This window comes from Pseudomonas sp. PDM10 (assembly GCF_014852295.1).
GTDB lineage: Bacteria > Pseudomonadota > Gammaproteobacteria > Pseudomonadales > Pseudomonadaceae > Aquipseudomonas.
Genome location: NZ_JACVBJ010000002.1, coordinates 18,262 through 37,786 on the forward strand (window position 1 = coordinate 18,262; position 19,525 = coordinate 37,786).

The 19,525-nt window shown below is 55.1% G+C and carries 24 protein-coding genes; 13 read left to right on the forward strand and 11 right to left on the reverse strand.

The genetic code is table 11. The annotated features are described in order from the left end of the window. Window positions 1–30: 30 nt before the first annotated feature. From IB252_RS06585 to IB252_RS06615, 7 genes are all read left to right on the forward strand, one after another. A complete protein-coding gene (locus IB252_RS06585; protein ID WP_192407648.1) occupies window positions 31–951 on the forward strand; it encodes a LysR family transcriptional regulator in 921 nt (306 codons plus the stop codon). A 761-nt stretch (window positions 952–1,712) separates the two neighbouring features. Continuing rightward, on the forward strand, window positions 1,713–2,129 hold the full coding sequence (locus IB252_RS06590) for a DoxX family protein (protein ID WP_192407650.1): 417 nt from the start codon (window positions 1,713–1,715) through the stop codon (window positions 2,127–2,129). Then, a complete protein-coding gene (locus tag IB252_RS06595; RefSeq protein ID WP_111452057.1) occupies window positions 2,122–2,712 on the forward strand; it encodes an antibiotic biosynthesis monooxygenase in 591 nt (196 codons plus the stop codon). The genes IB252_RS06590 and IB252_RS06595 overlap by 8 nt, the downstream gene beginning before the upstream one ends. Then, window positions 2,712–4,550 (forward strand): amidohydrolase, encoded by a 1,839-nt coding sequence (locus IB252_RS06600; protein ID WP_192407651.1) that lies wholly within the window; start codon window positions 2,712–2,714, stop codon window positions 4,548–4,550. The genes IB252_RS06595 and IB252_RS06600 overlap by 1 nt, the downstream gene beginning before the upstream one ends. Window positions 4,551–4,620: 70 nt before the next feature. After that, window positions 4,621–5,247, forward strand: a complete 627-nt coding sequence (gene ycaC, locus IB252_RS06605) for an isochorismate family cysteine hydrolase YcaC (RefSeq protein ID WP_008032694.1) — start codon at window positions 4,621–4,623, stop codon at window positions 5,245–5,247. A gap of 97 nt (window positions 5,248–5,344) precedes the next feature. After that, window positions 5,345–6,241 (forward strand): LysR family transcriptional regulator, encoded by an 897-nt coding sequence (locus IB252_RS06610; protein WP_192407652.1) that lies wholly within the window; start codon window positions 5,345–5,347, stop codon window positions 6,239–6,241. A gap of 58 nt (window positions 6,242–6,299) precedes the next feature. Then, a complete protein-coding gene (locus IB252_RS06615; RefSeq protein WP_192407653.1) occupies window positions 6,300–7,112 on the forward strand; it encodes a class I SAM-dependent methyltransferase in 813 nt (270 codons plus the stop codon). A 13-nt stretch (window positions 7,113–7,125) separates the two neighbouring features. Here IB252_RS06615 and IB252_RS06620 read toward each other — a convergent pair whose 3' ends face one another. Further along, window positions 7,126–7,434, reverse strand: coding sequence for an addiction module antidote protein (locus IB252_RS06620; protein ID WP_008153842.1), 309 nt, complete (start codon window positions 7,432–7,434; stop codon window positions 7,126–7,128). A 2-nt stretch (window positions 7,435–7,436) separates the two neighbouring features. After that, a complete protein-coding gene (locus tag IB252_RS06625) occupies window positions 7,437–7,730 on the reverse strand; it encodes a type II toxin-antitoxin system RelE/ParE family toxin (RefSeq protein WP_192407654.1) in 294 nt (97 codons plus the stop codon). A 164-nt stretch (window positions 7,731–7,894) separates the two neighbouring features. On the opposite strand from IB252_RS06625, the gene IB252_RS06630 reads away from it, so the two are divergent. The 6 genes from IB252_RS06630 (at window position 7,895) to IB252_RS06655 (ending at window position 14,085) form a co-directional block, all read left to right on the forward strand. Beyond that, window positions 7,895–8,563: an ABC transporter ATP-binding protein gene (locus IB252_RS06630; RefSeq protein WP_192407655.1), complete on the forward strand. Its 669-nt coding sequence runs from the start codon at window positions 7,895–7,897 to the stop codon at window positions 8,561–8,563. A 1-nt stretch (window position 8,564) separates the two neighbouring features. Then, entirely contained in the window at window positions 8,565–11,036 is a 2,472-nt protein-coding gene (locus tag IB252_RS06635) for an ABC transporter permease (protein ID WP_192408557.1), read from the forward strand. After that, window positions 11,026–12,090, forward strand: a complete 1,065-nt coding sequence (locus tag IB252_RS06640) for a lipocalin-like domain-containing protein (protein WP_192407656.1) — start codon at window positions 11,026–11,028, stop codon at window positions 12,088–12,090. The genes IB252_RS06635 and IB252_RS06640 overlap by 11 nt, the downstream gene beginning before the upstream one ends. 62 nt (window positions 12,091–12,152) lie before the next feature. Next, complete coding sequence (locus IB252_RS06645) at window positions 12,153–12,395, forward strand: hypothetical protein (RefSeq protein ID WP_192407657.1); 243 nt, start codon at window positions 12,153–12,155, stop codon at window positions 12,393–12,395. Window positions 12,396–12,515: 120 nt separating this feature from the next. After that, window positions 12,516–13,094 (forward strand): hypothetical protein, encoded by a 579-nt coding sequence (locus IB252_RS06650; protein WP_192407658.1) that lies wholly within the window; start codon window positions 12,516–12,518, stop codon window positions 13,092–13,094. Between the two features lie 229 nt (window positions 13,095–13,323). Beyond that, the gene (locus tag IB252_RS06655) at window positions 13,324–14,085 is read left to right on the forward strand and encodes a VanW family protein (RefSeq protein ID WP_225607340.1); all 762 of its coding nucleotides are present in this window, start codon (window positions 13,324–13,326) and stop codon (window positions 14,083–14,085) included. Between the two features lie 108 nt (window positions 14,086–14,193). On the opposite strand, the gene IB252_RS06660 is transcribed toward IB252_RS06655, so the two are convergent. From IB252_RS06660 to IB252_RS06700, 9 genes are all read right to left on the reverse strand, one after another. Next, window positions 14,194–15,147: a hypothetical protein gene (locus IB252_RS06660; RefSeq protein WP_192407659.1), complete on the reverse strand. Its 954-nt coding sequence runs from the start codon at window positions 15,145–15,147 to the stop codon at window positions 14,194–14,196. A 198-nt stretch (window positions 15,148–15,345) separates the two neighbouring features. Next, window positions 15,346–15,951 (reverse strand): hypothetical protein, encoded by a 606-nt coding sequence (locus tag IB252_RS06665; RefSeq protein ID WP_192407660.1) that lies wholly within the window; start codon window positions 15,949–15,951, stop codon window positions 15,346–15,348. A 126-nt stretch (window positions 15,952–16,077) separates the two neighbouring features. Beyond that, window positions 16,078–16,548, reverse strand: a complete 471-nt coding sequence (locus tag IB252_RS06670) for a hypothetical protein (RefSeq protein ID WP_192407662.1) — start codon at window positions 16,546–16,548, stop codon at window positions 16,078–16,080. 61 nt (window positions 16,549–16,609) lie between these two features. Continuing rightward, a complete protein-coding gene (locus IB252_RS06675; RefSeq protein ID WP_192407664.1) occupies window positions 16,610–17,080 on the reverse strand; it encodes a hypothetical protein in 471 nt (156 codons plus the stop codon). Window positions 17,081–17,177: 97 nt separating this feature from the next. Continuing rightward, window positions 17,178–17,438, reverse strand: a complete 261-nt coding sequence (locus tag IB252_RS06680) for a hypothetical protein (RefSeq protein WP_192407666.1) — start codon at window positions 17,436–17,438, stop codon at window positions 17,178–17,180. A 159-nt stretch (window positions 17,439–17,597) separates the two neighbouring features. Then, entirely contained in the window at window positions 17,598–18,068 is a 471-nt protein-coding gene (locus IB252_RS06685) for a hypothetical protein (RefSeq protein WP_192407669.1), read from the reverse strand. Between the two features lie 108 nt (window positions 18,069–18,176). Then, entirely contained in the window at window positions 18,177–18,512 is a 336-nt protein-coding gene (locus IB252_RS06690) for a hypothetical protein (protein ID WP_192407671.1), read from the reverse strand. 14 nt (window positions 18,513–18,526) lie between these two features. Continuing rightward, window positions 18,527–18,844: an HNH endonuclease gene (locus tag IB252_RS06695; protein ID WP_223526298.1), complete on the reverse strand. Its 318-nt coding sequence runs from the start codon at window positions 18,842–18,844 to the stop codon at window positions 18,527–18,529. 394 nt (window positions 18,845–19,238) lie between these two features. Beyond that, the gene (locus IB252_RS06700) at window positions 19,239–19,511 is read right to left on the reverse strand and encodes a hypothetical protein (RefSeq protein WP_192407673.1); all 273 of its coding nucleotides are present in this window, start codon (window positions 19,509–19,511) and stop codon (window positions 19,239–19,241) included. Window positions 19,512–19,525 lie beyond the last annotated feature (14 nt).

The window sequence follows — 19,525 nt, forward strand, 5'->3', positions numbered from 1 at the left end:
CCTGGCTGAACACACAAGGGGAATCTGCCTGTGAACCGTAACGATCTGCGCCGCGTCGACATGAACCTGTTAGTGATTTTCGAAGCGTTGATGTTCGAAAAGAACCTCACCCGTGTGGCTGAAAAACTGTTCATGGGGCAGCCGGCGGTGAGTGCCGCGCTGGGACGGTTACGGGATCTGTTCGACGATCCGCTGCTGTTGCGCAACGGCCGCGGGATGGAGCCGACAGGGCGGGCACTGGCGATTCTCAAGGAGCTGCAACCGGCGATGGATGTGATTTCCGGGGCCGTGAGCCGAGCTAAAGAATTCGATCCCGCTACAAGCTGCGATGTGTTTCGCATTGGGCTGTCGGACGACGCCGAGTTTGGCTTGTTTCCGCCCTTGTTGAGCCAGCTCCGGGAAGAGGCGCCAGGGATCATTGTGGTCGTGCGGCGGGCGAATTATCTGCTGATGCCGGCGTTGCTGGCGTCTGGGGAGATTTCAGTGGGTGTGAGTTACACCACGGATCTGCCGGCCAATGCCAAGCGTAAGACGTTGCGGGATATTCCGTGCAAGGTGCTGCGTGGTGACAAACGACCGGGGACGCTATCGCTGGATGAATACTGTGAACGACCGCATGCGATGGTGTCGTTTTCGGGGGATTTGAGCGGCAACATTGATCTTGATCTCGCGAAGATCGGACGCAGTCGGCGGGTGGTGTTGGGCGTTCCGCAGTTCAGTGGGTTGCGGGCGTTGTTGGCCGGGACCGAGATGATCGCCACCGTGCCGGATTACGCCGCATGTGCGTTGGTCGAGGGTTGTGCGTTGCGGGCCGAAGACCCGCCGTTTCCGATTGAAGCGGCGCAACTTTCGATGGCCTGGAGTGGGGTGCATGACAACGATCCGGCGGAACGGTGGTTGCGGTCGCGGATCAGTGAGTTCATGTCCAGGCCTTTGTCGATTTCGGCTTGACCGTGGCGGTCTCCGGGCCGACCTGTTTATATCCTGAAGTACCCAGTCCAACTGTGGGAGCTGAGCTTGCTCGCGATGGCGGCCTGATAGCCGACCAATCTCTTTCAGGTGTACATATCCATTTCTGCGGTAACGGCGACTTAGGGTTTCGCCCTTACGGCGAGTCCCTTTTGGCAAACGCCCCAAAAGGAACCAAAAGGTCTCGCCCCAAGCGTCCGGCCCCTCGCCTAGGCTCGGCGTTCCTTCGTTCCGGTATTCATCTGGGGGCATCGCCTCCGGTTGGCTTCGCTTCAACCTCCTCTCGATGTGTTCGACTTCGTCGAACGGCGCTACGCGCCTACCCCCCAGATGAACACCTCCACTCAGCCTCCCGAAGGGGCGGGTGGATCAAGATCAAGTGCGGCAGGCGAGCTAACGCTCGGCCTGTTGAGTGGTGAGAAGCGAAAGCGAACACGGATCCCCTGTGGGAGTGAGCCTGCTCGCGATGACGGCCTGACAGCCGACCAATCTCTTCCTGCCGAACATCCAATCTCTGTGGGAGCGAGCCTGCTCGCGAAGGCGATGTGTCATCGAGCATTGATGTTGCCTGACCCACTATCGCCAGCAGGCTCGCTCCCACAAGGGATCTGCGGTGGATCGTACCGCCGGGCTCATCCACAAAAAGAGCACACACATCCAATTTTTCCCGACCTCAGACCGGCACTATCAAACCAAGTCCCGGCGCATGAGCGCCGGTGGTTTTTCATTCGTGCAGGTAGCCCATGAATACGTCGCGATGGGATGAGCGGGTCCAGGATCTCGGACTGCTGTTTTTGCGGGTCAGCGGTGGTTTGTTTCTGCTGTGGGTGCACGGTTTGCCGAAACTGCTTAACTACAACGCTCAACTGCAAGTCATCGAAGACCCTTTCCACTTGGGCGCGAACGCCACGCTGATGCTGGCGATTTTTGCCGAGGTGCTGTGCCCGTTGCTGATCATCGCCGGGGTGCTGGTGCGTCTGGCGTGTCTGCCGATTTTGGCGGTGTTGCTGATCGCGCTGCTGGTGGTGCATGCGCAATGGAGTCTTGATGAAGGGCAGTTCGGTTGGCTGCTGTTGATTCTGTTCACCAGCGTTCTTATCGCCGGGCCGGGACGGCTGGCGCTCAATGTCCGATTCGCCGGAGCTTTGCGTTATGCCTGAATCCAATCGTTTCGAGGAAGTCGTGACCCTGGTCATCAAGCACAGGATCAAGGCGGGGTTTGAAGTGCCCTACGAAGCCTGGTTGCGCAACATTGTCAGTATTGCCGGGCAGCAGGAAGGGCACTTGGGCGTCGATGTGATTCGCGGCAAGAGCGCCGGACTTGACCTGTATACCTGCGTGCTGCGCTTTTGCTCCACCGAATCGATGCAGCGCTGGCTCGATTCACCGCAACGGCTGGAACTGGTCAACGAAGCCACGCCGATGCTCGCTGACGGCGACCAGACCGAGGTCAATCCGGTCAACGAATTCTGGTTCGCGCCGCAAGCCGACGCCGCTTCGTCACCACCGCCGCGCTGGAAGCAGGCCATGGTGACGTTGTTGGTGATTTTGCCGCACACCTTGCTGGTGCCGCTGATCTGGGGCCCGCTGCTGCAGCTCAATACCTTCCTGTCCAATTACGTGGTCGCGACGTTCCTGATCACGCTGACCATCGTCGTGTCGGTGGTGTACCTGTTCATGCCAATGGCGACGCGATTGTTCGCGCCCTGGCTGTCCTCTTCCACTCAGCCCAAGGAAAAGTGATGAACGCCGATCTGATTTTGTTTAATGGCCAATTTCATACGGTTGACCGTGAAAACCCACGCGCCAGCGCCGTAGCGATCAGCAATGGTCGTTTCGTCGCGGTCGGCACCGACGCCGAAGCCATGGCCCTGCGCGGTTCGGGTACGCAGGTCATCGATCTCAAGGGGCGCTGCGTCATTCCCGGCCTCAACGACTCGCACTTGCACCTGATCCGTGGCGGTCTGAACTACAACCTCGAACTGCGCTGGGAAGGGGTGCCGTCGCTGGCCGATGCCCTGCGCATGCTCAAGGATCAGGCCGACCGCACGCCAACGCCGCAATGGGTGCGCGTGGTTGGCGGCTGGAACGAATTCCAGTTCGCTGAAAAGCGCATGCCGACCCTTGAAGAACTCAATCAGGCTGCGCCGGATACTCCGGTATTTGTCCTGCATTTGTACGACCGCGCTTTGCTCAACCGTGCCGCGTTGCGCGTGGCCGGTTACACCCGCAACACGCCGAACCCGCCGGGTGGCGAGATTGTGCGCGATGCCAACGGTGAACCGACCGGCATGCTGGTCGCCCGTCCTAACGCGATGATTCTCTACTCGACGCTGGCGAAGGGGCCGAAGTTGCCGCTGGAATATCAGGTCAACTCGACCCGTCAATTCATGCGCGAACTCAACCGTCTCGGCCTGACCAGCGCCATCGATGCCGGCGGCGGTTTCCAGAATTATCCGGACGATTATCAGGTGATCGAGCAGTTGGCCAAGGACCAGCAGCTGACTGTTCGCATCGCCTACAACCTGTTCACCCAGAAGCCCAAGGAAGAGCTGACCGATTTCAAGAATTGGACCAGCAGCGTGACCCTGCATCAGGGCGACGATTACCTGCGGCACAACGGCGCCGGGGAAATGCTGGTGTTTTCAGCGGCGGATTTCGAGGACTTCCTCGAACCGCGTCCGGACCTGCCACAAACCATGGAAGACGAGCTGGAGCCGGTGGTGCGCCACTTGGTCGAGCAGCGCTGGCCGTTCCGTTTGCACGCTACGTACAACGAATCCATCAGCCGCATGCTCGACGTATTCGAGAAGGTTAACCGCGACATTCCGTTCAACGGTTTGCCATGGTTTTTCGACCATGCCGAAACCATTACACCGCAGAACATTGAGCGGGTGAGGGCGCTGGGTGGCGGTATCGCGATTCAGGATCGCATGGCGTTCCAAGGCGAATATTTCGTCGAGCGTTACGGCGCCAAAGCCGCCGAATCGACCCCGCCGATCAAACGCATGCTGGCCGAAGGTGTACCGGTCGGCGCCGGCACCGATGCCACGCGAGTGTCCAGCTACAACCCCTGGACTTCGCTGTACTGGATGGTCAGCGGCCGTACGGTCGGTGGCCTGGAACTGCATGCCGAGGGCTTGTCTCGTCAAACCGCACTGGAGCTGTTCACCCACGGCAGCGCCTGGTTCTCTTCCGAGCAGGGCAAGAAAGGCATGATCAAGGTCGGCCAACTGGCTGACGTCGCGGCCCTGAGCGCGGATTTTTTCAGCGTCGACGAAGAAGCGATCAAGTGGATCGAGTCGGTGTTGACCGTGGTCGGCGGCAAGGTGGTGTACGCCGCCGGTGACTTTGAAAAACTCGGACCGGCCAGCGTGCCGGTGCTGCCGGACTGGTCGCCGGTGGTGAAAGTGCCGGGGCACTGGCGTCCGACCTCGCCGATGCAAGCACAGGTTCACCATTGCAGCGGGCCATGCGGCGTGCATTCCCATAGCCATGAAAAGGCGCGTTTGTCGAATGCGCCGGTCAGCGATTTCGCGGGTTTCTGGGGCGCGTTCGGCTGCTCGTGCTTCGCGTTCTGACGATCATAAAAAAAGCGCCGGCCCTGCACGTCGGCGCCGCATGTAACACCCATCCAACGAGGAGTTTCACATGAGCAACGTTCCGTACAAACGCCTGAACAAAGATGACGCCGTTGTCCTGTTGGTCGACCACCAGACGGGCCTGATCTCGCTGGTCCAGGATTTCTCGCCGAACGAATTCAAGAACAACGTACTGGCACTGGGCGATGTGGCCAAGTTCTTCAAGCTGCCGACCATCCTGACCACCAGCTTCGAAAACGGTCCGAATGGCCCGATGGTTCCCGAGTTGAAAGAGCAGTTCCCGGACGCGCCGTACATCCCGCGTCCAGGCCAGATCAATGCCTGGGACAACGAAGATTTCGTCAAGGCCGTTAAAGCCACAGGCCGCAAGCAACTGATCATCGCCGGTGTCGTCACTGACGTTTGCGTGACGTTCCCGACGCTGTCGGCGTTGGCTGAAGGGTTTGAAGTGTTCGTCGTGACCGACGCCTCGGGTACCTTCAACGAAACCGTGCAACAAGCGGCCTGGGCGCGCATGGCGGCGGCCGGTGCTCAACTGGTGAACTGGTTCTCGGTGGCCTGCGAGCTGCAGGGCGACTGGCGCAACGACATGGAAGGCCTGGCGAACCTGCTGTCGCCGCGCATTCCGAACTATCGCAACCTGATGAACAGCTATTCGGTGCTGACGTCGAAGTAAGTCCCGCCACAATGAAAGATGCCCGCCAATGTGCGGGCATTTTCGTCTGAGACAAAAAGCGGCTATACAGTGTCTGACTGTCAATCAGAGCGTGACAATGAACCCGTTCGAAGATATGCGTATTTTTTGCCAGGTCATGGACTCCGGCAGCTTCACCGCGGCGGCCGATCAATTGGGCCTGTCCAAGCAGTTCGTCAGCCGGCGGTTGATGCAACTCGAAGAGCGTTTGGGTGTGCGGCTGCTTAATCGCTCCACTCGGCGACTGGACGTGACACCACTGGGGCAGAGTTATTACGAGTCAGCCTTGCGTCTGCTGGGCGAAGTCGAGCAAGTAGAGCAGGGCATCGCCGGCCAGACCACTGAGCCCCGCGGCACTATTCGTATCAGCGCGCCATTGTCGTTTGCGGTGGTGCGTTTGGGCTGTTTGCTGCCGGTGTTTTTGCAGCGTTATCGCGATGTCACGGTGGAGGTCGATCTCAGTGATCGACCGGTGGATTTGCTCAGTGAGGGTTATGACCTGGCGCTGCGCATCGGCGTTCTGGAGGATTCGACGCTGATCGCCCGACGCATCGCCTCCATCCAACGGGTGTATTGCGCCAGCCCGGCTTACCTGGCCGAGCGCGGCACGCCGCTCAAACCCGAAGACTTGCACTCGCATGACTGCCTGCCTTACGGCCATGGTCGTCAGGTGCAATGGCGTTTCGAAGGGCAGGGCAAGCCGTTGGTGGTCAATGTCACCGGGCGGATGCGGGTGAACAATGGTGAACTGCTCAGGGACGCGGCGATCGCCGGCATGGGGATTACTTACTTGCCGACTTTCATTGTGGGTTCGGCGTTGAAGGACGGCAGGCTGGTGCCGGTGCTGGAAGCATTTCGTTCCGAGCCGCTGACGTTGTCGGCGGTCTATCCGCAGCACCGTCAAGCATCGCGACCGGTGCAGGCGTTGATCGAGTTTTTGCGTGAACGGCTGGATCAGACTGAGGGTGGGTTGTAGCGCGGTTGGTTATAGTGTCAGCACGCAATTAATGAAAGACCCCAGTCTGGAGCGCGCAATGGAAATGCCGACAAAAGAAAAAGCCATCGCCAGCAACCGCGATGCCTGGAATGACTCCGCCCGACACCACAAGGACACCCCCGAATGGCAGGCCCGTTTGACGGCGGTTGGTTGTAGTGATTTTTGCTGCTTGGACGACACCCTCAGAGGGTTACTGGAACAGGTCGGTGTCGACGGCAAAGACGTGGTGCAACTGGGCTGCAACAACGGCCGCGAAAGCCTGTCGTTGTTTGCGCTGGGTGCCCGCAGCGTCACAGGGGTCGACCAGTCCGAGGCGTTCCTCGATCAGGCGCGGGAACTGGCGTCACGCTCGCCCCATGCGCCTGAGTTCATCGAGGCAGACATCCATCACTTGCCGACAGAACTTCATGGCCGCTTCGACGTAGCCCTGATCACCATCGGCGTGTTGAACTGGATGCCGGACATCGCTGAATTCTTCCGCCATGTCGCACAAACCCTCAAGCCCGGCGGCAGTCTGGTGGTGTACGAAACCCACCCCTTCCTGGAAATGTTCGACCCCGAGTCGGCAGATCCGTATCGGCCGGACAGCTCGTACTTTCGCAGCGAACCTTTTGTGCAGGACCAGCCGATCGTCTACGAAGGCAAGATCGAACAGCAGGCCTCGACGTCCTACTGGTTCGTCCACACCCTGGGCGCCATCTTCACCGGCGCCATCGAGGCGGGATTGCAGATCAGCCACTTCAAGGAGTACCCGCATTCCAATCGCGAGGAACTCTATGATCGGTATGAGCAGCAGACGGTGCAGCTTCCGTTGTGTTTTACGTTGGTTGCGCTGAAGCAAGCTGTCTAAGCAGAGGAGTCTCTTAGAGCGTTGAGTGATTGACCGAATGACCCGGCTGCGCGCAGAGATCAATGCCAAGGGCGTGAATGACCTTTAAAACCGTATCGAAACGTGGTTTTGCTCCTGGTGCGAAGGCCTTGTACAGGCTTTCGCGGCCCATACCCGAATCCTTGGCTATCTGTGTCATTCCACGCGCTTTTACCACGTAGCCGATAGCGCGAAGAAACTCTTCGTTGTCGCCGTCTGCGAGCACTTGCGAAAGGTACTCGCTGATGGCTTCGTCACTGTCCAGCAGAGCCGCCATATCGAAAGTAGTCAAAGTCTGGCTCATGTTTAAACCTCCTTTGCCAATTTTTTCGCCCGCCTGATGTCGGCGGTTTGCGAAGATTTGTCACCACCCGCCAACAGCACAATGACGACGCTATTACGCATAGTGAAGTAGACCCGATAGCCTGCACCGACGTCCACGCGCATTTCGGAAACACCATCACCCACCGGTTTGATATCGCCCAGATTACCCACAGAGGCACGATCAATGCGACGAGCGATGGCTAACTTCGCCCGCAAGTCACGAACTGAGGCATGCCATGTCGCGAAGATCATAGTTTGTTGAATAAGATAATTCATTACTCAAATGTATCCATCTGGATACGAATGAGCAGTCAGGCAATTCCTTCGTTGTGTATGTTTTTTCCTTGAAGTGTGTGGGCTATGGGGTATCCAAACGGGTCTATTCGCGGTGCCGCTACCGTCCGCTATCCTTGCTCCACGCACATCGAACGGTTTCCCCCATGCTTTCGGTCCAAGGCGTCTTCAAAAGCTACGCCACTCCCCAGGGCCCATTAGCGGTTCTGCAAGGTGTCGACCTCACCTTGAAACCCGGCAGCAGCCTGGCGTTGATGGGGGAGTCGGGCAGTGGCAAAAGCACTTTGCTGCACCTGATTGCCGGGCTCGACAAGGTCGATCGCGGCAGCATCCGCAGCGGCGAACATCGGCTGGAGCAGATGAGCGAAGGGCAACTGGCGAACTGGCGGCGGACCGAAATCGGCCTGGTGTTTCAGCAGTTCAACCTGATCGGCAGTTTGCGAGTGGAGGACAATCTGGCGTTCCAGGCACGACTGGCGGGGCGCCATGATTCGCGCTGGCAGGCGCATCTGGTGCAACGTCTGGGCTTGGCTGATTTGCTGCAGCGTTATCCGGAACAGCTGTCCGGTGGCCAGCAGCAACGGGTCGCGCTGGGCCGTGCCCTGGCGTCGCAGCCAAAACTGCTGCTGGCCGACGAACCGACCGGCAGCCTCGATGAAGCCACCAGCGATGAGGTCTTGAAGTTGTTGCTGGAGTTGCTCGATGACAGTCCTACCACCTTGTTGATGGTCACCCACAGCTCGCGGGTTGCCGCGCGGCTGGCCGAAAAAGTGGTACTCCACGGTGGTCGTCTGGCTGGCGCGGGCGAGCGCTGAAGTGCGGGTCTTTCGCGAAACGCTGCGGGCGCTGCTCAGTCATTGGCGGCAACACCCGGTGCAATTTTTCAGTGTGCTGACCGGGCTCTGGCTCGCCACCAGTCTGCTGACCGGCGTGCAGGCGCTGAACAGCCAGGCGCGCGAAAGCTATGCCCGGGCCAGTCAGTTGATCGGCGGCGAACCCCAGGCCAGCCTCAGTGCGCCCAGCGGCGCGACCTTCTCCCAGCAAATGTTTGTCGACCTGCGCCGTGCGGGTTGGCCGGTGTCGCCGGTCCTGCAAGGTCGGGTGACGCTCAAGGGGCATGACGACCAGCGCTTGCAGTTGATGGGCATCGAGCCGGTGTCGCTGCCCGCCGGTTCTTCCGTGGCTGGGCAGGCGTTGCCGATTGAGCAGGTTGTCGAGTTTTTCAGCCCGCCGGGCAGTACCTGGATTTCGCCGCAGACGTTGCAGACTCTGGGTCTGCACGAGGGCGAACGTCCACTGACGTTGAGTGGTCAGGCATTGCCGCCGCTGCATGCCCAACCCGATATGGCCCCCGGTGTGTTGTTGGTGGACATCGGCTTTGCCCAGCAGATTCTCGGCTTGCCGGATCAGCTGTCACGCCTGGTGCTGCCGAAGGATTTCACCGCGACCCTGCCTGATCAATTCAAAGGACAGCTGCAGCTCAAGACCAGTGGCGAAGAGAACAATTTGTCGCGCCTCACCGAAAGCTTTCACCTGAACCTCGATGCGCTGGGGTTTCTGTCATTCGTGGTCGGCCTGTTCATCGTCCACGCCGCGATCGGCCTGGCGCTGGAACAACGCCGTGGCTTGCTCAGAACCCTGCGTGCCTGCGGCGTCAGTGCACGGATGCTGATTACCTGTCTGGCGGTTGAACTGGGTGGGCTGGCATTGATTGGCGGACTGGTCGGCGTCGCCAGCGGCTACCTGTTGGCCAGCGTCCTGCTGCCGGACGTCGCCGCGAGTCTGCGCGGGTTGTACGGCGCCGAAGTGGCGGGGCAGTTGAGCCTCAGTCCGTGGTGGTGGCTCAGCGGCGTCGGCCTGAGTCTGTTGGGCGCGTTGTTGGCGGGGGCCAACAGTTTGTTGCGGGCTGCGCGCCTGCCTTTACTGGCCTTGGCCGATCCGCAGGCCTGGCATCAGGCTCACGCGCGCTGGTTGCGGCGTCAGGGTTGGGTTGCCGTGATCGCCGCGATGATCGCAGTGCTGGCCTTGATCTTTGGCGACAGCCTGAGCAGCGGCTTTGTGCTGATGGCGGCACTGTTGATCGGCGCTGCGCTGGCGTTGCCAGTGGTGCTCAACTGGGTGTTGAACCGGGTGCTGCATCGCAGTCGCTCGGTGCTCGGCCAATGGTTTCTCGCCGACTGCCGTCAACAACTGCCGGCCCTGAGCCTGGCGCTGATGGCGCTGTTGTTGGCACTGGCGGCAAACATTGGAGCGGGGAGCATGACGGCTGGTTTTCGTCAGACCTTCAGCGATTGGCTCGAACAACGCCTGACCGCCGAACTGTACGTCAATCCGCAAAATCCGGCCCAGGCCAGAGAACTGCAAACCTGGCTCCAGCAACAATCCGGACTCATGGCGGTGCTGCCCAACTGGCAAGTGTCGATCCAGTTGCAAGGCTGGCCGGCGGACGTCTTCGGCGTGATCGATCACCCGACGTATCGCCAGCATTGGCCGCTGCTGGAAGCCTTGGGCGACAACCCTTGGGACCGACTGGCCAAGGACGACGCACTGATGCTCAGTGAGCAACTGGCCCGTCGGCTGAAGGTGCGCCTTGGCGATCACTTGACGATTCCCACTCCGAACGGCACATGGTCGCCACGGATCGTCGGCATCTACGCCGATTACGGCAATCCCAAAGGCCACATTCTGGTCAACGTCAACCATCTGCTGCGCGGCTGGCCGCAGCTGACACCGAGCCGTTTTAACCTGCGCATCGATCCGACGTTGATCCCCGCTTTCCTGACCGCGCTGCAAACCCGCTTCACGCTAGAGGACAGCCGAATCGTCGACCAGGCCCGGCTCAAGGGTTGGTCCACGCAAGTGTTCGAACGCACCTTTGCCGCGACCGCCGCACTCAACAGCCTGACCCTCTGCGTGGCGGGCGTGGCGCTGTTCATCAGCCTGTTGACCCAAAGCCAGAGCCGCCTCGGGCAACTTGCCCCCCTGTGGGCGCTCGGCGTGACTCGCCGGCAACTGATGCTGCTCAATCTTGGCCAGACCTGGTTGCTGGCGGTGCTGACCCTGGTGCTGGCGTTACCGTTGGGGATCGCGCTGGCGTGGTGCCTGGACACGGTGATCAACGTTCAGGCCTTCGGCTGGCGCTTGCCGCTGCGGGTGTTTCCGCTGCAGCTGTTGCAGTTGATGGGGCTGGCGCTGTTGGCGACTTTGTTGGCGTCGGCGTGGCCGCTGTATTCGCTATATCGCACGCAACCGGCGGATCTGCTGAGGACGTTTGCTCATGAAGATTAAGGTCGGCGTGTTGCTATTGGCGTTATTGAGCGGCTGCGATAACCCGGCGCCCGTTGAGAAAGGCTTCGCGGGGCTGGGTCATCAGGCCGCCGCGTTTACGCCGGTGGTGCCCGGTCGGGTGTTCAGCTTTCCGGCGGATCACGGTCCTCATGACGGTTTTCGGATCGAATGGTGGTACGTCACCGCCAACCTCAAGGACGATCAGGGGCGCGAGTTCGGCGCGCAATGGACGCTGTTTCGCAGCGCCTTGAAAGCGACGCCCGAAGTGGCCGGTTGGGGTAATCAAATTATCTGGCTTGGCCATGCGGCCGTGACGTCGGCGACAGTGCATCACGCCGCCGAACGTTACGCCCGTGGCGGCGTTGGTCAGGCTGGTGTGAGCCTGGCACCGTTCAACGCGTGGATCGATGATTGGCGTTTCGGCAGTCAGAGTTCCGAGCCTATGGCGGATCTTCAACTCAGCGCCCGGGACAAGCATTTTGGCTATCAACTGCGGTTGACCTCCACGCGTCCTTTGGTGCTTCAGGGCGACAAAGGCTTCAGTCAGAAATCCGAACAAGGGCAGGCGTCGTATTACTACAGCCAGCCGTTTTTTCAGGCCAATGGCACACTGGAAATCGACGGCAAAACCTATCAAGTCAGCGGCCCGGCCTGGCTCGACCGGGAATGGAGCAGCCAGCCCTTGACCGCCAACCAGACGGGCTGGGACTGGTTTTCCCTGCATCTGGACAGCGGCGAGCAGGTGATGCTCTACCGCATGCGGCAGAAGGACGGCGCGCCTTACCTCACCGGCACCTGGATCGACGCTCAGGGCCAGACGCAGCGACTGCACGCCGCCGACATCAGCCTCACACCACAAGACACCGCCAAAGTCGCCGGGCGTTCGATGCCGATACGCTGGTCGATCAAAATCCCCGACAAACACCTCGACATCACGATCAGCGCGCTCAACCCCAATGCGTGGATGGCTTTGCGCATTCCCTATTGGGAAGGGCCGGTGCAATTGAGCGGCAGCCAGGGTGGGCAGGGGTATCTGGAAATGACCGGGTATTGAGTCGGAACTCTCGGCAGAGCGATAGCCTCCTAATTCTAGAAGCCCGTTCACAGGAGCCCGCCATGAGTGAAGACCTGAAACCGCCTGACCTTGATTCGTGGGAGCGCCTGTTCGAAGACAAGGCCTACTGGCAACAATCCACCGACGCCCATTACGCCGAACTGCTGCGAGTGGCCGACGACTTGCTGGGGCAGGGCGCCATCGACCTGGAACAATGGCAAGCCTTGAAGGCCAGGGCCGATCAGTCCCATAAAGACTCGCCTGCCGTGAACGTCGCCCAGGAGGTTGACGATCCGGAGGCTTGAGGCGTTCTCCAAGAAACTGCGAACACTCCCTGATCAGCGTCTATGCTCATCTGCGCAGAGGACGCTGGACGGTGGTTCAGCGCTCGTTGCTGCCTCCAATTCACAGGGAATGTACCGCTTATGAAACTTCACGCACTGACCAAAGCCATCACCCTTGCGACCCTGCTGTCTGCCGCCAGTCTTAGCGCCATGGCTGCGGACATCCCGCTGTCTGCCGTTGTGGAGGCGGATCAGGTCACCACCAAAGTTGTCTCGGTCGATGCTGCCAAACATCAGGTCGTCCTGGAGGGGCCGGAAGGTCGTCAGGTCCATGTGCAATTGACCGACAAGGCCAAAAACCTCGGCAAACTGAAAGTCGGCGACCAAGTCGATATCAAGGTTACCCGCTCTGTCGCTGCCTACCTCGACACCGATATCGACAAAGGCCTGCCAGGCAGTGTCGAACGCGCTGGCGAAGTCCGCGCAGCCCCCGGCAGCGACAACCCGGGCGGCGAAGCCTACCGTCAGGTGCAGGTCCAACTGCAAATCACCAAAATCGACGTGAAGAACAATCGGGTAACCCTCAAAAACCCCGCCGGCCAGTCCAAGACCGTTGACGTCGTAAGGCCCGAAGTTCAAGCGAAATTGAAAGATCTGAAAGTTGGACAGAGTGTCGTTGTGACCTATACCGACATGTTGAAAGTGACCAGCAAGCACTGAAGTTGAGTATTAGCTCTATATGTTGATTGTTCTTGTACAACTTTTATGTATAAGAACAATCAGTTTTAATGGTCTAACTGGTGAGTTTGCTGGGCTGTAAAATAGTATTTGGGCCGACATTTAATCGAAAGTTGTTTCGATAAATTTCATGTTCATATACGCGGACATATTCGAAAACTTCAATTAAAATACTTCCCGTTCGCCCAGTGTCAGGGCTCTTTACCGGTGCATGGATTGCCAGGCCATTACACTGGGCGAACACCTTCTCGAAGTGCGGTACGCACATCCCCTGAACACCGCCTCCCGTTTGCCTTTCCGCTATCTCAAGCACACCTCCAAACTGATCCGCAAACTCGGCAACTCCGATCTCGCCCTGCAACACGACAAAGTCATCAACCTGAAACTGGCCATTGCTTCGATCGACGGCGTCGTCATCCGTCCTGGCGAATATTTTTCATTTTGCCGCCTCGTGGGTCGGCCCACCCGCAAACGCGGTTATGTCGAAGGCATGGAGCTGTCATTTGGTGAAGCCCGCAGCGGCATCGGCGGCGGGATCTGCCAACTGAGCAACCTGATTCACTGGATGGCGATTCACTCACCACTGGTCGTGGTTGAGCGGTCGAATCACAGCTTCGATCCCTTTCCTGACGACGGGCGGGGACTGCCATTCGGCTCCGGGGCTGAGATCTTCTACAACTATATTGACCTGGTGCTGCATAACCCGACCGATCGCCATTTTCAGTTGAAGCTCAATGTCGGTGAGCAACAGTTGGAAGGGGAGTTGTTGTGCGATCAGGCGAGAGAGTTTCGGTATCACGTTTATCAACTTAGGCATCGGTTTGTGCGAGACGGTGGGCGGGTTTTTCGGGAGAACGAGATATGGCGGGAGGTCTGGAGCAAGGGGCAGGAGAGTCAGGTGTTGAAGAGTGAGCGGCTTTATAAGAATCGGGTGGTGGTTAAGTATGAGGTTGAGGACAGTGTGCTGACTTGAAGTGCATAAAGAACGGGCGATCATTGGATCGCCCGTTTTTTTATTTAACGCAAATCCGTGCAAAAGCGCGCTGTTGTCATAGAGGCATCGGCTTGAGATCTGCGCAGATTATAAGTATTCGACATGGCTCAAACGATCCAGGCTGTCCCCTAAATAGAATGAAAACGGTCGTCCAAGCGCTTCGCCTTTCTTGGCACATAATGCCTCCATCCCGCTTTGGTCTGTGCGACCAAGTTGACCCGGATGTATCGTCTGTTCTCCGATAGAGCCAAATTTAAGTGCAATCTGGTCTACCACCATCCACGTTCTGCGATTATCGCGAGTGGTAATAGACGTCGAGGGCAAAACGTTGACCAAGCCGCTGCGAATCGCGTTCATCAGCGCTGGATCCTGAAAGCGCCAGTGAGCGCTCACTTTGGCGGGGCGTTCAGTAGTGGTCAGCAGCGTCAGGAACGCGTTTTCACGGGTCTTCGAATTCGGTTCATAAGCCGTGATTCGTAAGTCAGGGGCGGGTAAAAGATTGGCGGACAGCTGGCATTTAACCTCGTCCCCAATGCCATATTTAAAAGCGATCGCCATCTTTTGAAAGCCATCGCCCCAAATGCCTGCCAACCTGCTGGTGAGCTCGATGTTCGGTTGTATATCGAGAATGAAATCAACGGTTCTGGCCTGCTCCCGCTCAGGTACGTCACCCTTTTCTTCGGCGAGATCGAGACTTAATTTTCGCGAGCTGGCCTTGCGAGCCTGGATGACCTCATCAAATACCGCACGTAGCGTGTTGCGTTGATCGTCGCTGAGCGAACTATCGGCCAAGCGTAGCAGGATCAATTTGTCTTGATCTTGAACCCGCTCCAGCACCACCGCGTCGGGATCAATGCCACGCGCTGAAACGGCGTCGAAAATCAGTTTTTTGTATTTTTCATGGACCAGGGTATCGGTGTATTGAGGCCCGGAAGCGGGGTCCGAGCGTACCGTGTCCGGGAAGTGCAAGGTGGCGAAGTCTTCTTTGCAGCCGCTCAGCAACAAGGTCAATGTGAGCAAATAAAGTTTGGGGAAATTCATGACTGTTCCGCTAACGGGTGTTGGTTAACGGTGACGTTGGTAATCAAGGGGGCATTCCTTTGGGGGGGTATCCGGTTTACTTGGTACGGGTGGCAATGCCTGATGCCGGCGCAATTATGAATGCAGCGCCGGCTAAAAGGCGCTATATGTCCGGGCGATAGAGGCTTTGACCAAATGTTTTTTTATGACAGTCCGTACTTAATATCGACAGACACTGAGCGAGCCAACTTTTGCGCTCAACGTCAGGACAAATTCCTCTTCAGACGTGCACCGTGACGTTTCCAGAAAATCAAGAAACCATCCCACATCCAGCGCCGTGAACATCGCAAGCCAGTCAGGTCTTTTCGCTTCGCCAGCCGATATTGCTGTCCCAGCCAGTCCATGACCCTTGCCTTCAAAAAACAAGAAATAAGCATCGTCGTAGCAGTAACCGATCAACTTGGGCCAATCAGAACTATGGGGCTGCTGCGGTACAAGATCCTTTTCCGCAATCACGTAGTAACTGCGGACTTTGTGAGGCTGTGGGGCAGGGCGGCTGTGAGAAAGCCAGATCCGGCATTGGGTTGCTTTGTCGGCGTCATCCATCCAGGCCGATTCTTTCTTGTTTAACTCAGTCATTGTCCCTCCCGCGTCTGCGCGATAAAACATCAGCCAACCGTCTCGACCTTCGTTGACGATTAAATAGGTGCGCCCATGACCTTCGACGGTCAGCGACCAACAATCGAAGTAGGCTCGTTGATCTGAGTAATCAGTGATGGTGAACCCGGCATGTTGAACAGCGTTTTGCAGATCGGGGTAAGGCATGCTGTGGACTCCTGTCCGGGGTGAAAACGCTGGTTGAAGGGCCAGTAGGGGGCATAACTGAACTAAAAGGAGACAGATTCCTCGTGATTGTGTAGAAAACAAGTCTGTTCCCTTGTTCCCTTTTTTCTAAAGATCTTCGAGTTCGATGGTGCAGCCGTTTCTTTTTAAATTTTTAATTTCTTGATCGAATGAGTAGTTTGGTAAGTCTCTGTTTTTTCTGTCGTACTCTGTTCTTAAGAGTTTAAATAGGCGGCCTATTTTTACTTTGTCTTTTGTCTCAAGGCTCTCAATTAGGTCGTAGTTGTCGACCGATAAAAATTTAAACATGCCTCTTGCTATGTAATAGGCTACTATGTTGGAGAGTAGCCCTTCAGCTTCTTCGTAGTTTTCAAAAAGGTATCGAACGTATTCTTGAAATATAGTTGTCAGTAGGCTCTGTGCCGCGTTTTGGGTTTTGAGTACGCCGCACATTTCATGCCAGTTGCTAATGTATAGATGGTCGCCCCATTCGGATCCCCTTGCGAAATAGATGCCATTCCCTTTGAAAAATTCGGAAATTTCATGCTGATCTAAGGCGATTTCGAACGTGGTTTTCATTGTTCCTCTTAATCTCCTTTAACCCACATTCGTAATGCCTTGTGGTGTTCGGTTTTTATAATTACAGACTTCTGAAATTATTTGGTCCACCATCGTTAGCAAGCTTTGTCATGCGTCGATTGTAAGTTTCAATATCCTGTGCATTATTAGTTTTATAAATCTCTTGATGCAGAAATTCCATGCAGTTGGAAATTATTTGTTTTTCATTGTTTGATAGGTCGCGAATTAGATCAAATCCGTTTTCAGATAAGGTTGGGATTTTTTTTCGCATGTAGTAGTAACAACCTATGTTTTCCAGCAGGTCGTTTGCATCCTCCATACTGTTTGTGATGGTTTTTAGGTATTTTTCGAATGCGTTTTTCAGGGTGGCAACTGGATTTTTTTGTGTTTTGAGAAACCCGCAAAGACCTTGCCAATTAATGACGTGTAGCTGGGTTCCCCAGTCGGGGTCCTTCGTAAAGTAAATGCCACTACCTCTGAAGTATTCCGGGAATTCATCTCTGTTTAGCGCTTTTTCGAAATTGCTGATCATTGAAGGTGTTCCCAGTCATCAAGTTTGCTCAACCCAAAAGGGACACCCATTAGCCAGTCTCAAGTCAAGGCTAATGGGTGTCCCTTTTTGGTCGGTTCTAGGTAGCGACGCCACGATCAATTCCTGGCTGAATTATCAATAGATGGTCTACTTCTCGGTTTCGGCAGCGTTCGACAAATGACAGTGCTGAAGCTGGATCTTTTATATATGTATCAAAGGTGCTCTTGTCAATTTCGAAATACTCTTCATAGTCAACCATTCGGTTACTGACGGGTATCGAAACGTAGAGCTTCCCTGATTCTTCAATGCCGACAGAGAATCGTTCGCTTTTACTGAAAAATACATCATTGAATTTCATTATTTTTTCTATGAGTTTAGCGGTGATGTCCTAGTTTTGGCGAGAAAAGAGCAGACTAATTTATTTTCTATGAAAATAAATTAGTCCCCTCTTTCCTGCTTTTTCTGTTTCGAAAATATATCTGTCCTAGTTTTTCTTCCACTTTTTCCTTGATGTCAGCTACAGTTTTTCTAGATCAAACTGGCAACCATTTGTCTTTATTTCAGACAGGAATTGGTCGAGGCTAATCACAGGCTTGCCAGCATTTTGGTTGGCGTACTCTCTACGTAGAAGTCTGAACAGCTCGCCGATTATTTTTTTGTTTCTTTCACTAAGGCTCGCTATTAAGTCAAAGCTGTCTTCGGACATGAACGATGTATCATTTCGCATTAGATAGTAACAGCTTATATTTAACAGCAAAGAATCCGCATCTTCGTAGCGGCTCTGTAGTGATGTTAAATACTTGCTGAATACGTCAAGTAGTATTTTATTTGGGTTTTCTTCAGATTTTAGGTATCCGCACAGACCTTGCCAGTTGTTTATATAGAGGTGATCTCCCCAATCAGGATCTCGGGAAAAATATTGTCCTTGACCCTTGAAAAACTCCGAGGGCTCATTGTTTTCTAGTGCGATCTGAAATTTGGTTTTCATTGAGGTTTTTCCTAGTCCTCAAATTGGCTTTAACCAAAAGGGGACAGATTTATTTCCGCGATTGCGTGAAAAAATAAATCTGTCCCCTTTGTTTGTTGCTTTGTTTGTTTATAGGTCCATAAAGCTGTCGCGCTCATTATAATGTTTTATGGCTTTTAGTATTTCCTCATTTGTTGCAGATTTTTTTTGCTTCAGTGCGTTGAATGTAACATCTTCCAAAAGCTCATCGGTAAACCAAAACTCGAGATTATTTTGAGTAATGCTCTCTGGGAAAATCTCTTCGTCGTCATCGGTGATCTCTGAGTATTCATCAATCACGCAGTCGGTTTCCAGGGTCGCTTGGTCCGATGATCCTTTTCCATAAACACAATAGGTAAGAGTTTTCTGCTGTGTTTTTAATAAATCGATTAGATCGGCAAGCTTGATGGTTTGTTTGTATTGCACAGTTAGTGCTCCAATTATTCTGTTTTGATTTTCCCTTCTCGGCCTTCTCTACCACCACCCCATATATCTCGCCCACCTTTTCCAGTTGGGTGGTATACAGAGTGTTCACCTGCATGGTCCGCTCTATGGACAAGCTGCAACAATCCGGGTTTTTCGTTGTGGTGCCAAGTGTAACCTGTAGGGCTGGAGCCCATGTTTCGCTTTGGATCGTCGACCCAGGTTTTGAGCTCAGGGTTTCGTCGATACATATTCTTTCGAAACGCTGGATCGTCATTCAGTTTTTTGATCAAGTCTTTGTTAGCTCTGTTGAACTGTACCTTGTCACTCTTCAAATACAGGTTTTCTAACTAAAAGGGGACAGATTTATTTTCGAGATTACGTAGAAAATAAATCTGTCCCCTTTTTCTTAAATAATTAACAATCATTGATATGTCAATAAGTTGATTCAGGTGGGATATATCATCAAATGTGATTGTTCCGCCAGGCTCAATTATTTTTTTGGTGTTCATTTGGTTTTCCTTCGATCAAAAGGGGACGGATTTATTTTTGTGGTTGCGTAGAAAATAAATCTGTCCCCTTTTTCTTGTACCTTTTCTTGTAAGCTGAGTTGCTGAGTTGCTGAGTTGCTGAGTTGCTGAGTTGCTGAGTTGCTGAGTTGCTGAGTTGCTGAGTTGCTCAGTTCCTCTGTCACCCTGTTTTCCTAGTCGTTGTTTTTGGCATAATTCGTTAAATACTTGCCAGCCAAATCTCGCACTGTTGCAGTTTTTCGTTATCGTTCATCGCGTGAGATATTCTCTTGTCGATCTCTTTGAATTTATTTGGTTCGTTTTCTTGATAGAACATTAACCAGCCGTCTCTGCCGTCGTGTTCTATCATGTATTTTTTTTCATCTTTTCTGACGCTTAGTGACCAGGAAGAAAAAAAATCTGGATGGTCCGAAAATACCATTACTGTACAGCCGCAACGGCTTGCCACGTCATATAAATCGGATTGCTTCATTCGTGACCTCCTAG

Coding starts and splice junctions, on each gene's coding strand:
- IB252_RS06660 (WP_192407659.1), bottom strand. CDS start 15,147: ATGAATTTCCCCAAACTTTATTTGCTCACATTGACCTTGTTGCTGAGC.
- IB252_RS06675 (WP_192407664.1), bottom strand. CDS start 17,080: ATGATCAGCAATTTCGAAAAAGCGCTAAACAGAGATGAATTCCCGGAA.
- ycaC (WP_008032694.1), top strand. CDS start 4,621: ATGAGCAACGTTCCGTACAAACGCCTGAACAAAGATGACGCCGTTGTC.
- IB252_RS06645 (WP_192407657.1), top strand. CDS start 12,153: ATGAGTGAAGACCTGAAACCGCCTGACCTTGATTCGTGGGAGCGCCTG.
- IB252_RS06700 (WP_192407673.1), bottom strand. CDS start 19,511: ATGAAGCAATCCGATTTATATGACGTGGCAAGCCGTTGCGGCTGTACA.
- IB252_RS06650 (WP_192407658.1), top strand. CDS start 12,516: ATGAAACTTCACGCACTGACCAAAGCCATCACCCTTGCGACCCTGCTG.
- IB252_RS06620 (WP_008153842.1), bottom strand. CDS start 7,434: ATGAGCCAGACTTTGACTACTTTCGATATGGCGGCTCTGCTGGACAGT.
- IB252_RS06600 (WP_192407651.1), top strand. CDS start 2,712: ATGAACGCCGATCTGATTTTGTTTAATGGCCAATTTCATACGGTTGAC.
- IB252_RS06665 (WP_192407660.1), bottom strand. CDS start 15,951: ATGCCTTACCCCGATCTGCAAAACGCTGTTCAACATGCCGGGTTCACC.
- IB252_RS06685 (WP_192407669.1), bottom strand. CDS start 18,068: ATGAAAACCAAATTTCAGATCGCACTAGAAAACAATGAGCCCTCGGAG.
- IB252_RS06595 (WP_111452057.1), top strand. CDS start 2,122: ATGCCTGAATCCAATCGTTTCGAGGAAGTCGTGACCCTGGTCATCAAG.
- IB252_RS06680 (WP_192407666.1), bottom strand. CDS start 17,438: ATGAAATTCAATGATGTATTTTTCAGTAAAAGCGAACGATTCTCTGTC.
- IB252_RS06615 (WP_192407653.1), top strand. CDS start 6,300: ATGGAAATGCCGACAAAAGAAAAAGCCATCGCCAGCAACCGCGATGCC.
- IB252_RS06670 (WP_192407662.1), bottom strand. CDS start 16,548: ATGAAAACCACGTTCGAAATCGCCTTAGATCAGCATGAAATTTCCGAA.
- IB252_RS06630 (WP_192407655.1), top strand. CDS start 7,895: ATGCTTTCGGTCCAAGGCGTCTTCAAAAGCTACGCCACTCCCCAGGGC.
- IB252_RS06625 (WP_192407654.1), bottom strand. CDS start 7,730: ATGAATTATCTTATTCAACAAACTATGATCTTCGCGACATGGCATGCC.
- IB252_RS06590 (WP_192407650.1), top strand. CDS start 1,713: ATGAATACGTCGCGATGGGATGAGCGGGTCCAGGATCTCGGACTGCTG.
- IB252_RS06610 (WP_192407652.1), top strand. CDS start 5,345: ATGAACCCGTTCGAAGATATGCGTATTTTTTGCCAGGTCATGGACTCC.
- IB252_RS06640 (WP_192407656.1), top strand. CDS start 11,026: ATGAAGATTAAGGTCGGCGTGTTGCTATTGGCGTTATTGAGCGGCTGC.
- IB252_RS06655 (WP_225607340.1), top strand. CDS start 13,324: ATGGATTGCCAGGCCATTACACTGGGCGAACACCTTCTCGAAGTGCGG.